The sequence below is a fragment of the Streptomyces barringtoniae genome, assembly GCF_020819595.1.
GTDB classification, from domain to species: domain Bacteria; phylum Actinomycetota; class Actinomycetes; order Streptomycetales; family Streptomycetaceae; genus Streptomyces; species Streptomyces barringtoniae.
Genome location: NZ_JAJHNP010000021.1, coordinates 48,762 through 64,522, shown reverse-complemented (window position 1 = coordinate 64,522; position 15,761 = coordinate 48,762). Strand labels below are relative to the sequence as shown.

Here is a 15,761-nt window from a genome sequence, read left to right as displayed (position 1 = left end):
GGGTCTCTCGGGCACGAGGGGCCGCCATGGGCGTGGGCTACGGCGCGGGGAGGCTCAAGCGTGAGGGTCCGGGCGCGGTGATCCGCCACGAGGGTCCGGGCCCCGCACACGGGCTCCGACAGGGCCTACCGCACGGGGGCGGCTTCCGACTCCGGTCCTCCGGGGACGGGGGCTTCCGGCCCCGGCATTCCGGGTGCGGGGGCCTCCCCCACGGGTCCTCCCGGCACGGGTCCTCTCGGCACGGATCCACTCGGCACGGATCCACTCGGCACCGGTCCCGCCGGTCCCGCTCTGGCCCTGGCCTCCGCCGTGAACGGCCCTCTTCCCGAGGCCGCCGTCACGTCCGAGGTCTCGCCGACGATCGTGCAGCGCACCAGCCGTACCCCCTGAGCCGCTGCCACCCACCCGGCCCGCGTGCAGGCCGCCGCGCCGCCCTCCTCCCAGTGGGCCGCCGCCGCGAGCGCCGCCAGATCCGCGCCGCCGGCCGCCCGGTGCCGGACGACGACGGCCTGTCCCAGCGCGAGCACCGCTCCGAACACCGCGCACAGCACGGCCATCGCTCCCAGGCTCCACACCGTGGCGGACCCCCGGTCCGAGTGGTGCCGATCCCTCGTCCCACCTCGCCTCACTGATCCGCCTCCCCGGCCGCCGCGGTCTTCCCGGCCGGCGCGAGCTCTCCGGTCGACGTCGTCACACCGGTCGACGTCGTCGCACCGGTCGCCGCGGTGTCCTCTGCCGGTGCGACGGCCTGCTCCCGTAGTTCGAACGGCAGTCCGCTCAGCACCGGCGGTCTCGCCACCACCGTCACGCGCACCTGGTCGCCCTCGCGCCCGACCGTCACCCGGGCGCCGCGCGGTGCGGCCTCCCGGGTCACCGTCACCACGGCGTCGGCCGGGTCCTGACGGGCGGCGGCCCGGGCGCCGATGCGGGCGGCGTCCACGCACTGGATCTGTGCGGCCACCACGAGCAGCCCCCAGATCAGCGCCATCGTGAACGCCACCAGCACGCACAGCACCACGGCCGCCTCCGCGGTCACGAACCCGCGGTCCGCCCCTCGCTCACATCCGCGCATTGAGGGCCTTCTTCACGATGTCCTGCAACTCCGCGCGGACCTGGCCGCTGGTGACGACTTCGTAGAGCAGCAACGCGAAACCGACGGCCGCGATGATCCCCATCGCATACTCGGACGTCACCATTCCGGCGTCCCCGCGCCCCTTCCGGCGCAGCCGTACCGCCGCTTCCTTGGTCTTCCTGTGCATTCCAACCCCCGTGGGATTCAGGTTTTTCGTGGTTCTCCGCGCAGTCCGCGTTCTCCGCGCAGTCCGCGTTCTCCGCGCGGTCCGCGATTGCTCGGCCCGTCGGCCGCTTGGGCTCGTTCGCTCTCGTACGCCTCACCTGCCTCCCATCACGCCGCCCGCGAGTCCGATCACCACGGGCAGCACGCCGACCGCGATGAAGGCGGGCAGGAAGCACAGGCCTACCGGCGCGGAGATCAGTACACCCGCGCGCCGGGCCCGGGCCGTGGCGGTGCGGGCCCACTGCGCGCGTGCGTCGGAGGCGAGGCGGGCGGCCGGGCCGGCCGCCGGGAGCCCGGACTCGTCGGCCCGCTCCAGCAGCCGCGCCAGCGCTCCGGCGCCGGGCAGCTCGGCCAACCGCCGCCAGGCCTGCGCCGGTTCACCGCCGAGCCGCACCTCGGCCGCACCCCGCGCCAGCGCCTCCCCGACCGGCCCGTCGAGCGCCTCCCCCACCGCCTGTGCGGCGATCACCGGCCCGGCGCCGGCCGCGATGCAGGCGGCCAGCAGATCGGCAGCCAGCGGCAGTTGGCGCGCGGCGGCGGCCGTGTCGACCGGCTCCGCCCGGCCGGCGGCCGACTCCCGGCTCCGCCACCACCGCAGCACGACCCCGGCACCCAGCCCCAGTACGGCACCGGTCACACCACCGACCAGGACCCAGGCACCGCACACCACCCCGGCCAACGGCAGCCACCGCCGCACCGCGTCCGCCGACGCGAACCGCCGCCGGGGCACGGGCACTTCCAGACCGAGCAGCTCGGCCACCCGCCGCCGTGCCCGACGCCGCCTCCGGAGCAGATCCAACCGACGAACCACCCAGCCGAGGGCCAGCACAACACCCCCGGCCGTCCCCAACCTGTGGACAACTTCCCCGCTCATACCGCCCGCTCTCGCCACTCGCCCCAGCCGACCCGCCCCGTCATGCACCCTGTCCCGCACACGCCACTCCGCTCCGCTCCCCCGCTGATCACTCCCAGCTCCGCACGCCCTTGCCCGCAGGCCCCCTCGCACGCTCCGGCCTCCAGGTCCCACATATCCCGCCTCCTACCACCGCCCCGCACCTACCGGTCCGCCATCAGCCCCCGAACCTCCCGGCCCACGCACCGCAGCTCGCCACCCCGAATGCTCCGGACCCCGGATGCTCCGGACCCCGGATGCTCCGGACCCCGGATGCTCTGGACCTCGGATGCTCTGGCCGGCGCGTCCCTCGCGCGCGCCCGCTCCCGAACACCGCCCCGCTCACCTTCAGCCCGCCTCCGCCCTCGCCCTCGCTCCCGCCCCCTCTCCCGCTCCCCGCACGATCCCCACGGCCCACCACATCCCGGCCGCCTCGAAGACGGACCCGATCGCCAGGCAGCCGAGGCCGACGCCCGTGTGGAGCAGGACGTGGAGCGGGGCCGCGCCCATGGCGGACCCGAGGACCAGGCCGAGGGCGGGGAGCACGGCGAGCAGCACCGTGGTCGCCCGGGCACCCGCCAACTGGGCGCGCAGGTCGGCGCGCTGGTCGCGCTCGGCGCGCAGGGCCGCCTCCAGCCGGTCCAGGCCCGCCGCGAGCCCTGCACCCCGGTCCACGGCCACCCGCCAGCAGGCGGCGAGCCCGAGCAGGCCCTCGGCACCCGGCTGCCGGGCCGCCGCGGTGAGTGCGCCCGGCACGTCCCCGCCGAACCGCGCCGCCGCGACCACGGCCGCCTGCGCCTCGCCGAGCCCGCCGGAGTCCCGCGCCGCGCGCAGCAGCGCTTCTCCCGGCTGTCGTCCGGCGCGAACCTCCCCGGCGAGCGCCCCGCACAGGGCGATCACCGCGTCCGCCCTCCGCTCCCGGACCCGCCGGGCCTGCCGGGCCAGCCGCACCCGGCGCAGCACCGGCACCCCGGCCGCCCCCGCGACGACCGGAATCACCGAGGTCCCCAGCAGCCCGAGCAGCAGGCCGGCCGCGAGCGCCCACCACTCGGCCCCCAGCCGGCCACGCAGCCTTCGTAGGTCCGCGAGGGCCTGGTCCCAGGAGGGAGGACCGTTCGTCACCACTCCGCCGCCCGCGAGCAGCAGCCGCGCCCGCCGCATTCCGTAGTGCCGTCCGCCCAGCAGCCAGACCAGCGCGCCGAGACAGATCAGCGCCGCACCCATGGACGTCTCACCGATCCCGCCGATCACTTCCGTCACCTCTCTCACTCGCCCTTTCGGTTGCTCTCTCGGTTGTCTCTTGGTTGCTCTCGCAGCCGGTCTCTCGCCGGTCTCTCTCACGCGCCCTCGAACTCGTCCGCCGCACCGAGCAGTTGGCGCAGCCGCACCCAGCCCCGCTCCCGTGCGAAGGCCCGCTCGCCCCAGCGCAGGGCCGGCACCGTGTGGACCAGCCCCGTGGCGTCCCGCTCCAGCACGTGCACCTCGGCGATCCGGCGCCGCCCGGACCGGCCCCGTACGAGATGGACGACCACGGAGAGCGCGGCCGAGAGCTGGCTGTGCAGCGCGGCCCGGTCGAGTCCGGCGGCCGTGGCCAGCGCCTCCAGGCGGGCCGGGACGTCTCCGGCGGCGTTGGCGTGGACGGTGCAACAGCCGCCTTCATGGCCCGTGTTGAGGGCCGCCAGCAGATGCACGACCTCGGGGCCGCGGACCTCTCCGACGACCAGCCGGTCGGGCCGCATCCTCAGTGCCTGCCGGACGAGGTCCTCCAGGGTGACCAGGCCCGCGCCCTCCTGGTTGGCGGGCCGGGTCTCCAGCCGGACGACATGCGGATGGTCGGGGCGCAGTTCGGCCGAGTCCTCGGCGAGCACGATCCGCTCGCCCGCCCCCACCAGCCCCAGCAGGGCGCTGAGCAGGGTCGTCTTGCCGCTTCCGGTGCCGCCGCTGACGAGGAAGGACAGCCGGGCCGTGAGCAGCGCCCGCAGGATGCGGTCGCCGCCGGGCGGCACCGTGCCCGCCTCGACCAGTTCTTCCAGAGTGAACGCCCGGGGCCGTACGACCCGCAGGGCCAGGCAGGTGCAGCCGACGGCGACCGGGGGCAGCACCGCGTGCAGCCGGGTGCCGTCGGGCAGCCGGGCGTCCGCCCACGGCCGGGCGTCGTCCAGCCGGCGTCCGGCCACCGCGGCCAGCCGCTGCGCGAGGCGTCGTACGGCCGCCGCGTCGGGGAAGGTCACAGAGGTCAGCTCCAGCCCGCCACCGCGGTCCACCCACACCCGGTCGGGGGCGGACACCAGGACGTCGGTGACGTCCGGGTCGGCGAGCAGCGGCTCCAGTGGACCGGTGCCGACGAGTTCGGACCTCAGCTGCCGGGCCGCGCCGAGGACTTCGGCGTCGCCGAGCACCCGGCCCTGTTCGCGCAGGGCCTGGGCCACGCGCGCGGGGGTGGGTTCGGCGCCGCTCTCGGCCAGCCGGCGCCGGACGCCGTCGAGCAGGGCCGCGCCGTCCGCGATGTCGAGTCCGGGGAGGGTCATGGGGCTCCTCCGGCCTCGACCAGCGCGCGCTCCCAGAAGTTCGTACAGAAGCGGGCGAGCGGGCCGCGTCCGGTCGCGCCCGGGGCTTTCGCGCCGCCCCGCGGGCGCAGCAGCGGCGGGTCGACCGGCACCTCGCCGGCCAGCGGCAGGCGGAGCAACCGGGCCACCTCCTGGTCGTCCAGGCCCGGCGCGTACGGCCCGCGTACCGCCACGCGCAGGTCGCGCACCACCATGCCGACGGCGGAGGCGACCCGCCCGGCGGCCGCGACCGCGCGCAGTTCGGCGGGGACGACGAGCAGTGCCAGGTCGAGCTGGGCGAGGACTTCGGCGACCCCGTCGTCGAGGCGGCGGGGCAGGTCCACCACGACCGTGCCGCCGCGCCGGCGGGCCGCGGCGAGCACCGCGCGCACCGCCTGCGGCGGGACGGCGACGCAGTCCCCGCGGTCCCAGCTCAGCACCCGAAGGGAGTGCAGTTCGGGCAGCGACTCCTCCAGGGCGCCGCCTCCGACCCGGCCGCGGGAGGCGGCGAAGGCGGGCCAGCGCAGTCCGTCGACGCTCTCGCCGCCGAGGAGTACGTCGAGTCCGCCGCCGAGCGGATCGGCGTCCACGAGGAGCGTGCGCAGTCCCTCGCGCGCGGAGGTGACGGCGAGCGCGCACGCGAGCGTGGAGGCGCCGGCCCCGCCGCGGCCGCCGATCACCCCGACGGTGAGGGCCGGGCGGCCGACTCCTTCGGCGACGTCGGCGATGCGGTCGACGAGCCACTGCTCGCCGTCGGGAAGCATCAGGACGTGGTCGGCGCCGATCTCGACGGCGCGTTTCCACACCCCCGGGTCGTCCTGGTCACGGCCGACCAGCACCACTCCGCGCCGACGCGTGGCCCCGCCGATCCGGCGGGCTGCGTCGTCGCCGACGAGCACCAGCGGGGCCGCCTCCCAGCCGTCGCCGTGTTCGGGAACGCCGTGGTGCACCTCGGGCGTGGCGCCGGCGGCCGCGCACAGGCGCAGCAGGTCGTCCAGGAGTTCCGCGTCCTCGGTGACGATGAGCGGCCTGGCGGGCCGGTCCGGGGAGCCGGCCGGCGGGTCGTGGGTGACGGCTGCGGTCATGGGTGTTCCCCCTTCGCTGCGTGGGCCGCGCAGCCCCTGCGGCCACGCGATTCCCAAAGGTGTGAAGAACCGGCAAGCGGCCCCCCATATGAACGGCCGACAGAAACCGGCCATAGGCGCTCCGGCAATCGGAACCGGCCATGAACTCGTCGTGGCCGAGCGCGCTGGAATCACGGTGCAGCGATCCGCGAAATCATGTGGATCTTGGTCGAAAACTGTGGACAACGCGGGGTCTGTGAATATCGCCGTCACCCATACCAGTGACCTCTGTACCGATCCGTGTGCGACTTCCACAGAGCAGCGTGATGATTACCGTGAGTAACTGATCATGGGCGCGCCGAAGCGGCGGCCTCGGCAGCGCCGTACCGATCCGCGGTCGTGCGAGGAAAGGGGAGGAAGGCGAAAAACCCGTCCGGACATGCGACGACCCCCGCCGGGGGGGAGAGCGGGGGTCGTCCCCACGGCCGACTCGGGGGGGGAGGAGTCGGACCGGGTTAGCACGGTCGCGAACGATCCGTGACTTCCATGGTGTACCCGAGAGCCCTCTCAGGCAAACCCACACGCCCCACCTTACGCCGAATGGTGGGCGCCTATGCTCAGGGGCGTGGAAAACCACTCCTTGCCTCGCGCAGCAGCCTTCTTTGACCTGGACAAGACGGTCATTGCGAAGTCGAGCACCCTCACCTTCAGCAAGTCCTTCTACCAAGGCGGGCTGATCAACCGCAGGGCCGCGCTGCGCACTGCATATGCCCAGTTCGTCTTCCTGGCCGGCGGCCTGGATCACGACCAGATGGAGCGCATGCGCGAGTATCTGTCGGCCATGTGCCGCGGCTGGAACGTGCAGCAGGTGCGGGAGATCGTCGCCGAGACCCTGCACGACCTGATCGACCCGATCATCTACGACGAGGCCGCCTCCCTCATCGAGGAGCACCACTCGGCCGGCCGGGACGTGGTGATCGTGTCGACCTCGGGCGCCGAGGTGGTCGAGCCCGTCGGCGAACTGCTCGGTGCGGACCGGGTGGTGGCCACGCGCATGGTCGTCGGCGAAGACGGCTGCTTCACCGGGGAGGTGGAGTACTACGCCTACGGCCCGACCAAGGCCGAGGCGGTCCGGGAGCTGGCCGTGTCCGAGGGCTACGACCTCGACCGCTGCTACGCCTACAGCGACTCGGCGACCGATCTGCCCATGCTCCAGGCGGTCGGCTACCCGCACGCGGTGAACCCGGACCGCGCCCTGCGCCGCGAGGCACTCGCGCGCGGGTGGCCGGTTCTGGAGTTCCGCCGGCCCGTCCCGCTGAAGAAGCGGCTTCCCTCGTTCTCCGTCCCGCCGCGGCCGGCACTGGTCGCGGCGGCGGCCATAGGAGCGGCGGCCGCGACCGCCGGCCTCGTCTGGTACGCCAGCCGACGCCGGAGCACCGCCTGACCGGCGCCCGTTCCGCCCTTTTTCGTGCCGAAAGTAAAGAAGTGCGGGCTGGGGTTCCGCTTCCGTGGGGCTCGCGGTACAAAGAACGTAGGCCCGCGAGACCAAAGGAAATCCGAGAGGATCACCTACAACTACGCACTTGGCCCACGGACCTCGCATGAACACCGGGCACCCACGCGACGTCGACCCGTCGATTACGGGCCAGCAGCACCAGGTGACGGGCAAAGACCCCGACCTGATGGGCACATATCGAGGACGCTTGGTAACCCGGCGGGCATGCCAGCGGCGGTACGAGGACTCGTACCGCCGCAACCCGTTTCAGGGACTCTTTCTCAGGCCGCGCCGCGCTGAAGCGCCTCACACACCGCCGTCGACTCGCGCGCACCCAGTTCGACCGCCCGGCCGCAGTGCGCGATCCAGGCCGCCATGCCCTCGGGGGTGCCGGAGACGTACCCCTCCAGCGCCGCCAGATAGGAGGCGCGGCCCAGTTCGGCGTGGCCGACCTCGGCCGGGCAGATCGCCTTCGGGTCCAGGCCGCTGCCGATCAGCACGATCCGCTCGGCCGCGCGCGCGATCAGGCCGTTGTGGGACACGAAGGGCCGTAGTGCGAGCAGCTCGCCGTGCACCACGGCGGCCGTGACCAGCGCGGGTGCGGAAGACCCGGCGATGATCAGGTCCGCCAGCCCCTCCAGTCGGCCGGAGACCTCCCGGGCGTCCGGCAGTGGCAGCTCGATCAGCGGTTCGTCCACCATCTCGCCGGCCTGGCGCGGCCTGCCGACCTCCTCGTCCTTGCTCGCCGCGGCCACCAGGTGCAGCCGGGCCAGCACCCTCAGGGGCGACTGCCGCCAGACGGACAGCAGCTGCCCCGCCTCCGCCGACAGCCTGAGGGCCGCGCCCATGGCCCGCGCCTCGGCGTCACCGCCGAAGTCGGTACGCCGCCGCACCTCCTCCAGGGCCCAGTCGGCCCCGGACAGCGCCGCCGAGCCGCGGGCACCGCGCAGGGCCGCCTCGGAGGTGATCGCGGCGCTGCGGCGCCGCATGATCCGGTGCCCGTAGACCCGGTCCACGGCCTTGCGCACGGATTCCACGGAGTCGGCCACGCCGGGCAGCGAGCCCAGGGCCGCGAGCGGGTCGGCGTTCGCGCCTGTCGTACTCATGAGTACGACACTACGCACCCCGTCGGCAGACCCCTCGAAGGAGTGGTCTTCTTCACTTCCGCACGGCACGCACAGCTATCAACCGACTACCGTTGGTGAACATGAAAATTGCTTTCGTCGGGAAGGGCGGCAGCGGCAAGACCACGCTCTCCTCCCTCTTCATCCGCCACCTCGTGGCGGCCGGCGCCCCGGTGGTCGCCGTCGACGCGGACATCAACCAGCACCTCGGGCCCGCACTCGGCCTCGACGAGGCGGAGGCCGCCGCGCTGCCCGCCATGGGCGAACGGCTGCCGCTGATCAAGGACTATCTGCGCGGCAGCAACCCGCGCATCGCCTCCGCCGCCACGATGATCAAGACGACCCCGCCCGGCGCGGGTTCGCGGCTGGTCCGGGTGCGCGAGCCGAATCCGGTCTACGACGCCTGCGCGCGGCCGGTGGAACTCGACGGCGGCGCCGTCCGTTTGATGGTCACCGGCCCCTTCACGGACGCCGACCTGGGGGTCGCCTGCTACCACTCCAAGACGGGAGCGGTGGAGCTGTTCCTGAACCACCTCGTCGACGGCCCCGACGAGTACGTGGTGGTCGACATGACCGCCGGTTCGGACTCCTTCGCCTCCGGCATGTTCACCCGCTTCGACATGACGTTCCTCGTCGCCGAGCCGACCCGGAAGGGGGTCTCCGTCTATCGCCAGTACAAGGAGTACGCCCGCGACTTCGGCGTATCGCTGAAGGTCGTCGGCAACAAGATCCAGGAGCAGGACGACATCGACTTCCTGCGCGCGGAGGTCGGGGACGACCTGCTCGTGACCGTCGGCCGCTCGGACTGGGTGCGCGCCATGGAGAAGGGCCGGCCGCCCCGGTTCGATCTGCTGGAGGAGGCCAACGCCAGCGCCCTGCACACCCTGCGGGCCGCCGCCGACGCCACCTACGAACTGCGGGACTGGGAGCGCTACACCCGCCAGATGGTGCACTTCCACCTGAAGAACGCCGAGGCGTGGGGCAACGAGCGCACCGGGGCCGACCTGGCGGCGCAGATCGACCCCGCCTTCGTGCTCGGCGAAAACCTCGGCGCGGGGGTCACAACTGCCGTGTGAAGCCTACTGCTTGACCGCAGGCGCCCCGGGCACGCCCTTGGGCGCCGGGGCCGGGCGGCCGGAGAGGAAGGCCGCCCAGCCCTGCCTGGGCGCCTTGCCCACCTCCAGAGTGCGCAGCCTCTCCAGGGTCTTCGGGTCCTGGGCGTCCAGCCAGTCGACCAGCTGATGGAAGGAGACACATCGCACGTCCGGCTTGTTGCACACCTCCTTCACCGTGTCCTCGACGGCGCGCATGTAGGTGCCACCGTTCCAGGACTCGAAGTGGTTGCCGATGATCAGCGGGGCGCGGTTGCCGTCGTAGGCCCGGTAGAAGCCCTCGATCAGGCCGTCGCGCATCTGGTCGCCCCAGTAGTCGAACTTGTCCGGATCCCCCTGGGTCTCGGTGCCGGACTGGTTGACCATGAAGTTGTAGTCCATGGTCAGCTGCTCATAGGTGTGGCCGGGGAAAGGCACCAGCTGCATCGACAGGTCCCACAGGCCGTCCTTCATCTTGGGCCATACCTGGTTGTTGACCCCGCTGGAGTCATAGCGGAAGCCCAGCTCGCGGGCCGCCTGCATGAAGTTCTTCTGGCCCTCCAGGCAGGGGGTGCGGGCGCCGATCAGCTCCTTGTCGTAGTCGAAGGGCAGCGGGGCCGACTTCTTCATGCCGGTGTTGGTCTTCCAGGTCTTCACGAACTGCTTGGCCTGGGCGATCTCGCTCTTCCACTCGTCCACCGACCAGGTGCCGACCCCGCCGTTGGGCCCGCAGAAGTGGCCGTTGAAGTGCGTGCCGATCTCATTGCCCTCCAGCCAGGCCAGCCGTGCCTGCTTGACGGTGTCGGCGATGCCCTTCTCGTCGTTGAAACCGATGTCGGAGCTGCCCGGCTCGTGCTGCGGCGGCTTGTACAGCTCGCGCTTCTCCTTCGGCAGCAGGTACACACCGCTGAGGAAGTACGTCATGGTCGCGTGGTTCTCCTTGGCGACCTTGCGGAAGTGCGAGAACAGCTTCTGGCTGTCCTCGCCCGCGCCGTCCCAGGAGAACACGACGAACTGTGGGGGCTTCTGGCCGGGCTTCAGCCGCTCGGGTCTGGGCAGATACGGCTGAGAGCCGGTGTACGCGGTGGATCCGTCACCGATCAGCCGGAGCACGCTCTGGGGCGCCGGGGCCGCCTTCTGCGGGCCGGGCGCTCCTTCCTTCGAACCGTGGGAGCCGGTCGCGCAAGCGGCGAGCGACGAGGCACAGGCCGCGGCGACCATGGCGCCGACGGCGATCCTGTGGGTGGCGGCCATGTTCCGCCCACCTTCTTCCTTCTCTCAGGCAAACGCCGACTAGGGCCGTTTTCTGGTGATGTGCCGGGCTTGAACCGACAGTGGGGCCAAGCTCGCACGGGACAGAGAAGGAATTAGTACGACAAGCCGATCAAATGATTAGTTCACTCACGCGAGGGACCATCTGATCCATTTGCCCAGAAAAGCTATGTATGGCCTTTACGCGGAATTACGGTTCCTTTGCCAAGCGTTGCTCCATCCCGCCGCCCAGGAGGAGACGGGACCATGTCAGCCTGCGCACCCTCGCCCACCCAGCAGCCGCACCCGCCGCACGGCCCGCCGCCGGGCAGCCGGACCCGCTTCCCCGTGGCGGGCGCCGACCTGTCGGCGGCCGTCGCGGTCTTCCTGATCGCCCTGCCCCTGTCCCTCGGCATCGCCCTGGCCACCGGTGCCCCGCTCCAGGCCGGCCTCGTCGCCGCCGCCGTGGGCGGACTCGTCGCCGGCCGGCTCGGCGGCTGCCCGCTCCAGGTCAGCGGCCCGGCCGCCGGACTCACCGTGGTCACCGCCGACCTGATCCACCGCTTCGGCTGGCGGGCGACCTGCGGCATCACCGTCCTCGCCGGACTCGCCCAAATCGGCTTCGGCTGCCTGCGGGTGGCCCGCGGCGCGCTCGCGGTCAGCCCGGCGGTGGTGCACGGCATGCTCGCCGGGATCGGCATCACCATCGCCGTCGCCCAGCTGCACATCGTCCTCGGCGGCAGCCCCGACAGCTCCGTCCTCACCAACGTGCGTGCACTGCCCGCACAGTTGGCCCACCTGCATCCGGCCGCCGTCTCGATGAGCGCGCTGACGCTCGCCCTGCTGCTGGCCTGGCCCCGCCTGCCCGGCCGCATCGGCCGGATGCTGCGACGCGTGCCGGCCGCCCTGGTCGCTGTCACCGGTGCCACCGCCACGGCGGCCCTCACCGGCCTGGCCCTGCCCAGGGTCGACCTGCCGTCCTGGCGCAGCCACGCCCTGGCCGGACTGCCCGAGGGCCCGGCGTCGGGCCTGGCCGCCGCCGTGCTCACCACCACCCTGGTGTGCAGCGTGCAGTCGCTGCTCGGCGCGGTGGCCGTGGACAAGCTGGTCGCGGCCCGGCCCGGCCCGCTCCCCCGCGTCGGCCGCGCCGACCTGGACCGGGAGCTCCTGGGCCAGGGCGCCGCCAACATGGTCTCCGGGGCGCTCGGCGGACTGCCGGTGGCCGGGGTGGCCGTGCGCAGTACCGCGAATGTGAACTCGGGTGCCGTGAGCCGGAACTCCACGATGCTGCACGGCGTTCTCGTAGTAGTCGCCGCGCTGCTGATGGTCCCGGCCCTGGAGGAGATCCCGCTCGCCTCCCTCGCCGCACTGGTCATGGCCGTCGGTATCCAGATGGTGTCCCTGCACCACATCCGCACGGTGACGCGCCACCGCGAAGTGCCGGTCTACGCCGCGACCACACTCGGCGTGGTGCTCCTCGGCGTCCTGCAGGGCGTGCTCCTCGGGGTGGCCGTGGCGGTCGCCGTCGCCCTGCGCCGCCTCACCCGCACCCGCATCACCCATGACGAGAAGGAAGGAATCCATTACGTAAGAGTCCGAGGTCAGTTGACGTTCCTGGCGGTGCCCCGGCTGAGCCGGTCCCTGCATCTCCTACCCCAGGGCGCCCACGCCGTCGTGGAGTTGGACGGTTCGTTCATGGACCACGCGGCGTACGAGTCACTGCAGGACTGGCGCAGCTCCCACATCGCGCGCGGCGGTACGGCCGAGCTGTCGGGCCGACGCGGCGGAATCCGGACCACCGGGCCGACCCCGACCACCGGGCCTACCCCGACCACCGGGCCGAGCCCAACCGCCGAGCAAACCGCGCCCACCGAACCGAACCAGACCACCGGGCAAACCTCGCCCACCAGACCGAGCCCGACGGCCGAGCAAGCCCCGCCCGCCGAAGCGACCCAAACCACCAAGCAAGCCCCGCCCGCCGAACCGGCCTCGACCGCCCGACCAACCCCATCCACCGAACCGAGCCCATCCACTTCCACCGAACCCACCCCGTCCGCCGCCTGCCGGTGCCGGCCCTGGACACCGTGGCGCGGTCACCGGGCCTGCTTCCCGGCGGCCGTCGGCACCCCGGCCGGGCGGGAGACCGGGCATGAACTGGTCCATGGGGTCGGCTCGTTCCAGCGCAACACCGCGCCGCTGGTGCGGGACGAGCTGGCGCGGCTCGCCCGGGAGGGCCAGCGGCCCGCGCAGCTCTTCCTCACCTGTGCCGACTCCCGGCTCGTCACGTCGATGATCACCGCCAGTGGTCCCGGCGACCTGTTCGTCGTCCGCAACATCGGCAACCTGGTGCCGATGCCCGGCGAGGAGCACGGCGACGAGTCGGTGGCGGCCGCCGTCGAGTACGCCATGGAGGTACTGAAGGTGAGGTCCATCACGGTGTGCGGGCACTCCGGGTGCGGGGCGATGCAGGCGCTGCTGACCGCCGGGCCCGGGGGTGCGGCGACACCGCTGAGGCGGTGGCTCAGGCACGGCCTGCCGAGCCTGGCACGGATGGCCGACGACCGGTGCACCCGGCCCCGGCTGGCCGGGCGGACGCCGGCCGACGCGGTGGAGCAACTGTGCCTGACCAACGTGCTCCAGCAGTTGGAACACCTGCGGGCGCACGCCCCGGTCGCACGGGCGCTGGCGGCCGGGGCGCTGGAGCTGCACGGGATGTACTTCCACGTGGGCGAGGCGCAGGCCTACCTGCTCGGTCGAACCGGGACGGTGTTCGAGGACGTGAGAGAGAACGGGAGCGCGGCGGAGGAGCTGCGCAGTCCGCCGTGAACGGGCACCTCAGAGAGGTCTAAACCAATTTGGCCGTGGACTCTTGTCATCGGACCCCCGCGTCTGATGAGCTGTGGCCTGGGACACAACGGACACCCTTCGAGAGGGAGATGTCGTGAGCAACGAAAGCCTGGCCAACCTGCTCAAGGAAGAACGCAGGTTCGCGCCCCCCGCCGACCTGGCCGCGCATGCCAATGTCACCGCGGAGGCGTATGCACAGGCCAAGGCTGACAGGCTCGGCTTCTGGGCCGAGCAGGCCCGTCGGCTGACCTGGGCCAAGGAACCGACCGAGACGCTGGACTGGTCGAACCCGCCGTTCGCCAAGTGGTTCAAGGACGGCGAGCTGAACGTCGCCTACAACTGCGTGGACCGGCACGTGGAGTCAGGACACGGGGACCGCGTCGCCATCCACTTCGAGGGCGAGCCCGGCGACAGCCGCTCGATCACCTACGCCGAGCTGAAGGACGAGGTCTCCAAGGCGGCCAACGCTCTGCTGGAGCTGGGCGTTCGCAAGGGCGACCGGGTCGCCATCTACATGCCGATGATCCCGGAGACCGCGATCGCGATGCTGGCCTCGGCCCGGATCGGCGCCGCGCACTCGGTCGTCTTCGGCGGCTTCTCGGCGGACGCGCTCGCGACCCGCATCAAGGACGCGGACGCCAAGGTCGTCATCACCGCCGACGGCGGCTACCGTCGCGGCAAGCCGTCCGCGCTGAAGCCCGCCGTGGACGAGGCGATCGGCAAGGTCGACAACGTCGAGCACGTGCTCGTGGTGCGCCGTACCGGCCAGGACGTGGCGTGGACCGACGGCCGGGACGTGTGGTGGCACGAGCTCGTAGAGCGGCAGTCGGCCGAGCACACCCCTGAGGCGTTCGAGGCGGAGCACCCGCTGTTCATCCTCTACACCTCCGGCACGACCGGGAAGCCGAAGGGCATCCTGCACACCTCTGGCGGCTACCTCACCCAGTGCGCGTACACCCACTGGGCGGTCTTCGACCTCAAGCCGGAGACGGACGTGTACTGGTGCACGGCCGACGTCGGCTGGGTCACCGGGCACTCGTACATCGTCTACGGCCCGCTGGCCAACGGCGCGACGCAGGTCATGTACGAGGGCACGCCGGACACCCCGCACCAGGGCCGGTTCTGGGAGATCGTGCAGAAGTACAAGGTCACGATCCTCTACACCGCGCCGACGGCGATCCGGACCTTCATGAAGTGGGGCGACGACATCCCCGCCAAGTTCGACCTGTCCTCCCTGCGCGTCCTCGGCTCGGTGGGCGAGCCCATCAACCCCGAGGCCTGGATCTGGTACCGCAAGAACATCGGCGCGGACCGGACGCCCGTGGTGGACACCTGGTGGCAGACCGAGACCGGCGCGATGATGATCTCGCCGCTGCCCGGCGTCACCGCGGCCAAGCCCGGCTCGGCGCAGACGCCGCTGCCCGGCATCAGCGCGACCGTCGTCGACGACGAGGCGAACGAGGTGCCCGACGGCGGCGGTGGCTACCTGGTGCTGACCGAGCCCTGGCCGTCGATGCTGCGCACCATCTGGGGCGACGACCAGCGGTTCATCGACACCTACTGGTCCCGCTTCGAGGGCAAGTACTTCGCCGGTGACGGCGCGAAGAGGGACGACGACGGCGACATCTGGCTGCTGGGCCGGATGGACGACGTGATGCTCGTGTCCGGGCACAACATCTCCACCACCGAGGTGGAGTCGGCGCTCGTCTCCCACCCGTCGGTCGCCGAGGCGGCCGTCGTCGGTGCCACCGACGAGACCACCGGCCAGGCGATCGTCGCGTTCGTGATCCTGCGCGGTACGGCCGCGGAGACCGAGGCGCTCGTCGGTGAGCTGCGCGACCACGTGGGCACCACGCTCGGGCCGATCGCCAAGCCCAAGCGGATCCTGCCGGTGGCCGAGCTGCCCAAGACCCGCTCCGGCAAGATCATGCGCCGTCTGCTGCGGGACGTGGCCGAGAACCGCCAGCTCGGTGACGTCACCACGCTGACCGACAGCACGGTCATGGACCTCATCCAGACGAAGCTGCCCGCGGCGCCCAGCGAGGACTAGGCGGAACGGCGGAAAGGGCGCCCGGTGTCGTCACCGGGCGCCCTCTTTTCGTTCGTCTCACTAACGTCCGACGTCAAAATCCGGTAAAGTGGCAGCCTCAGGGT

At 72.3% G+C, this 15,761-nt stretch carries 13 protein-coding genes; 4 read left to right on the top strand and 9 right to left on the bottom strand.

Annotated features, from left to right (window positions below; translation table 11 throughout):
- Window positions 1-125: 125 nt before the first annotated feature.
- The 7 genes from LMU33_RS31475 to ssd all read right to left on the bottom strand — a co-directional run bounded on the left by LMU33_RS31475 (window position 126) and on the right by ssd (window position 5,820).
- A complete protein-coding gene (locus LMU33_RS31475; protein WP_249814501.1) occupies window positions 126-557 on the bottom strand; it encodes an Rv3654c family TadE-like protein in 432 nt (143 codons plus the stop codon).
- 68 nt (window positions 558-625) lie between these two features.
- A complete protein-coding gene (locus LMU33_RS31470; RefSeq protein WP_228624180.1) occupies window positions 626-1,072 on the bottom strand; it encodes a TadE family type IV pilus minor pilin in 447 nt (148 codons plus the stop codon).
- A complete protein-coding gene (locus LMU33_RS31465; protein WP_228624179.1) occupies window positions 1,059-1,259 on the bottom strand; it encodes a DUF4244 domain-containing protein in 201 nt (66 codons plus the stop codon). Before LMU33_RS31465 ends, LMU33_RS31470 begins: the two co-directional genes overlap by 14 nt.
- Before the next feature lie 132 nt (window positions 1,260-1,391).
- On the bottom strand, window positions 1,392-2,171 hold the full coding sequence (locus LMU33_RS31460) for a type II secretion system F family protein (RefSeq protein ID WP_228624178.1): 780 nt from the start codon (window positions 2,169-2,171) through the stop codon (window positions 1,392-1,394).
- Between the two features lie 366 nt (window positions 2,172-2,537).
- Window positions 2,538-3,413, bottom strand: coding sequence for a type II secretion system F family protein (locus LMU33_RS31455; protein ID WP_228624272.1), 876 nt, complete (start codon window positions 3,411-3,413; stop codon window positions 2,538-2,540).
- A 113-nt stretch (window positions 3,414-3,526) separates the two neighbouring features.
- Entirely contained in the window at window positions 3,527-4,717 is a 1,191-nt protein-coding gene (locus LMU33_RS31450; protein ID WP_228624177.1) for a TadA family conjugal transfer-associated ATPase, read from the bottom strand.
- Window positions 4,714-5,820, bottom strand: coding sequence for a septum site-determining protein Ssd (gene ssd / locus LMU33_RS31445; protein WP_228624176.1), 1,107 nt, complete (start codon window positions 5,818-5,820; stop codon window positions 4,714-4,716). The genes LMU33_RS31450 and ssd overlap by 4 nt, the downstream gene beginning before the upstream one ends.
- A 592-nt stretch (window positions 5,821-6,412) precedes the next feature.
- Between ssd and LMU33_RS31440 the strand changes: the two genes are divergently transcribed.
- Window positions 6,413-7,243: an HAD family hydrolase gene (locus LMU33_RS31440; RefSeq protein ID WP_228624175.1), complete on the top strand. Its 831-nt coding sequence runs from the start codon at window positions 6,413-6,415 to the stop codon at window positions 7,241-7,243.
- 332 nt (window positions 7,244-7,575) lie between these two features.
- Here the strand turns inward: LMU33_RS31440 and LMU33_RS31435 are convergent, their stop codons facing one another.
- Window positions 7,576-8,400 (bottom strand): Fic family protein, encoded by an 825-nt coding sequence (locus tag LMU33_RS31435; RefSeq protein ID WP_228624174.1) that lies wholly within the window; start codon window positions 8,398-8,400, stop codon window positions 7,576-7,578.
- Between the two features lie 101 nt (window positions 8,401-8,501).
- Between LMU33_RS31435 and LMU33_RS31430 the strand changes: the two genes are divergently transcribed.
- Window positions 8,502-9,494, top strand: coding sequence for an ATP-binding protein (locus LMU33_RS31430; protein ID WP_228624173.1), 993 nt, complete (start codon window positions 8,502-8,504; stop codon window positions 9,492-9,494).
- Window positions 9,495-9,497: 3 nt separating this feature from the next.
- Here LMU33_RS31430 and LMU33_RS31425 read toward each other — a convergent pair whose 3' ends face one another.
- Window positions 9,498-10,763, bottom strand: coding sequence for a polysaccharide deacetylase family protein (locus tag LMU33_RS31425; RefSeq protein WP_228624172.1), 1,266 nt, complete (start codon window positions 10,761-10,763; stop codon window positions 9,498-9,500).
- Between the two features lie 264 nt (window positions 10,764-11,027).
- Between LMU33_RS31425 and LMU33_RS31420 the strand changes: the two genes are divergently transcribed.
- Window positions 11,028-13,586 carry a SulP family inorganic anion transporter gene (locus LMU33_RS31420; protein WP_228624171.1) on the top strand — a complete coding sequence of 853 codons (2,559 nt, stop codon included), beginning with the start codon at window positions 11,028-11,030 and terminating at the stop codon, window positions 13,584-13,586.
- 115 nt (window positions 13,587-13,701) lie between these two features.
- Window positions 13,702-15,657 (top strand): acetate--CoA ligase, encoded by a 1,956-nt coding sequence (gene acs / locus LMU33_RS31415; protein WP_228624170.1) that lies wholly within the window; start codon window positions 13,702-13,704, stop codon window positions 15,655-15,657.
- The last annotated feature ends 104 nt before the right edge of the window (window positions 15,658-15,761 follow it).

Coding starts and splice junctions, on each gene's coding strand:
- LMU33_RS31475 (WP_249814501.1), bottom strand. CDS start 557: ATGGCCGTGCTGTGCGCGGTGTTCGGAGCGGTGCTCGCGCTGGGACAG.
- LMU33_RS31470 (WP_228624180.1), bottom strand. CDS start 1,072: ATGCGCGGATGTGAGCGAGGGGCGGACCGCGGGTTCGTGACCGCGGAG.
- LMU33_RS31465 (WP_228624179.1), bottom strand. CDS start 1,259: ATGCACAGGAAGACCAAGGAAGCGGCGGTACGGCTGCGCCGGAAGGGG.
- LMU33_RS31460 (WP_228624178.1), bottom strand. CDS start 2,171: ATGAGCGGGGAAGTTGTCCACAGGTTGGGGACGGCCGGGGGTGTTGTG.
- LMU33_RS31455 (WP_228624272.1), bottom strand. CDS start 3,413: ATGGGTGCGGCGCTGATCTGTCTCGGCGCGCTGGTCTGGCTGCTGGGC.
- LMU33_RS31450 (WP_228624177.1), bottom strand. CDS start 4,717: ATGACCCTCCCCGGACTCGACATCGCGGACGGCGCGGCCCTGCTCGAC.
- ssd (WP_228624176.1), bottom strand. CDS start 5,820: ATGACCGCAGCCGTCACCCACGACCCGCCGGCCGGCTCCCCGGACCGG.
- LMU33_RS31440 (WP_228624175.1), top strand. CDS start 6,413: ATGCTCAGGGGCGTGGAAAACCACTCCTTGCCTCGCGCAGCAGCCTTC.
- LMU33_RS31435 (WP_228624174.1), bottom strand. CDS start 8,400: ATGAGTACGACAGGCGCGAACGCCGACCCGCTCGCGGCCCTGGGCTCG.
- LMU33_RS31430 (WP_228624173.1), top strand. CDS start 8,502: ATGAAAATTGCTTTCGTCGGGAAGGGCGGCAGCGGCAAGACCACGCTC.
- LMU33_RS31425 (WP_228624172.1), bottom strand. CDS start 10,763: ATGGCCGCCACCCACAGGATCGCCGTCGGCGCCATGGTCGCCGCGGCC.
- LMU33_RS31420 (WP_228624171.1), top strand. CDS start 11,028: ATGTCAGCCTGCGCACCCTCGCCCACCCAGCAGCCGCACCCGCCGCAC.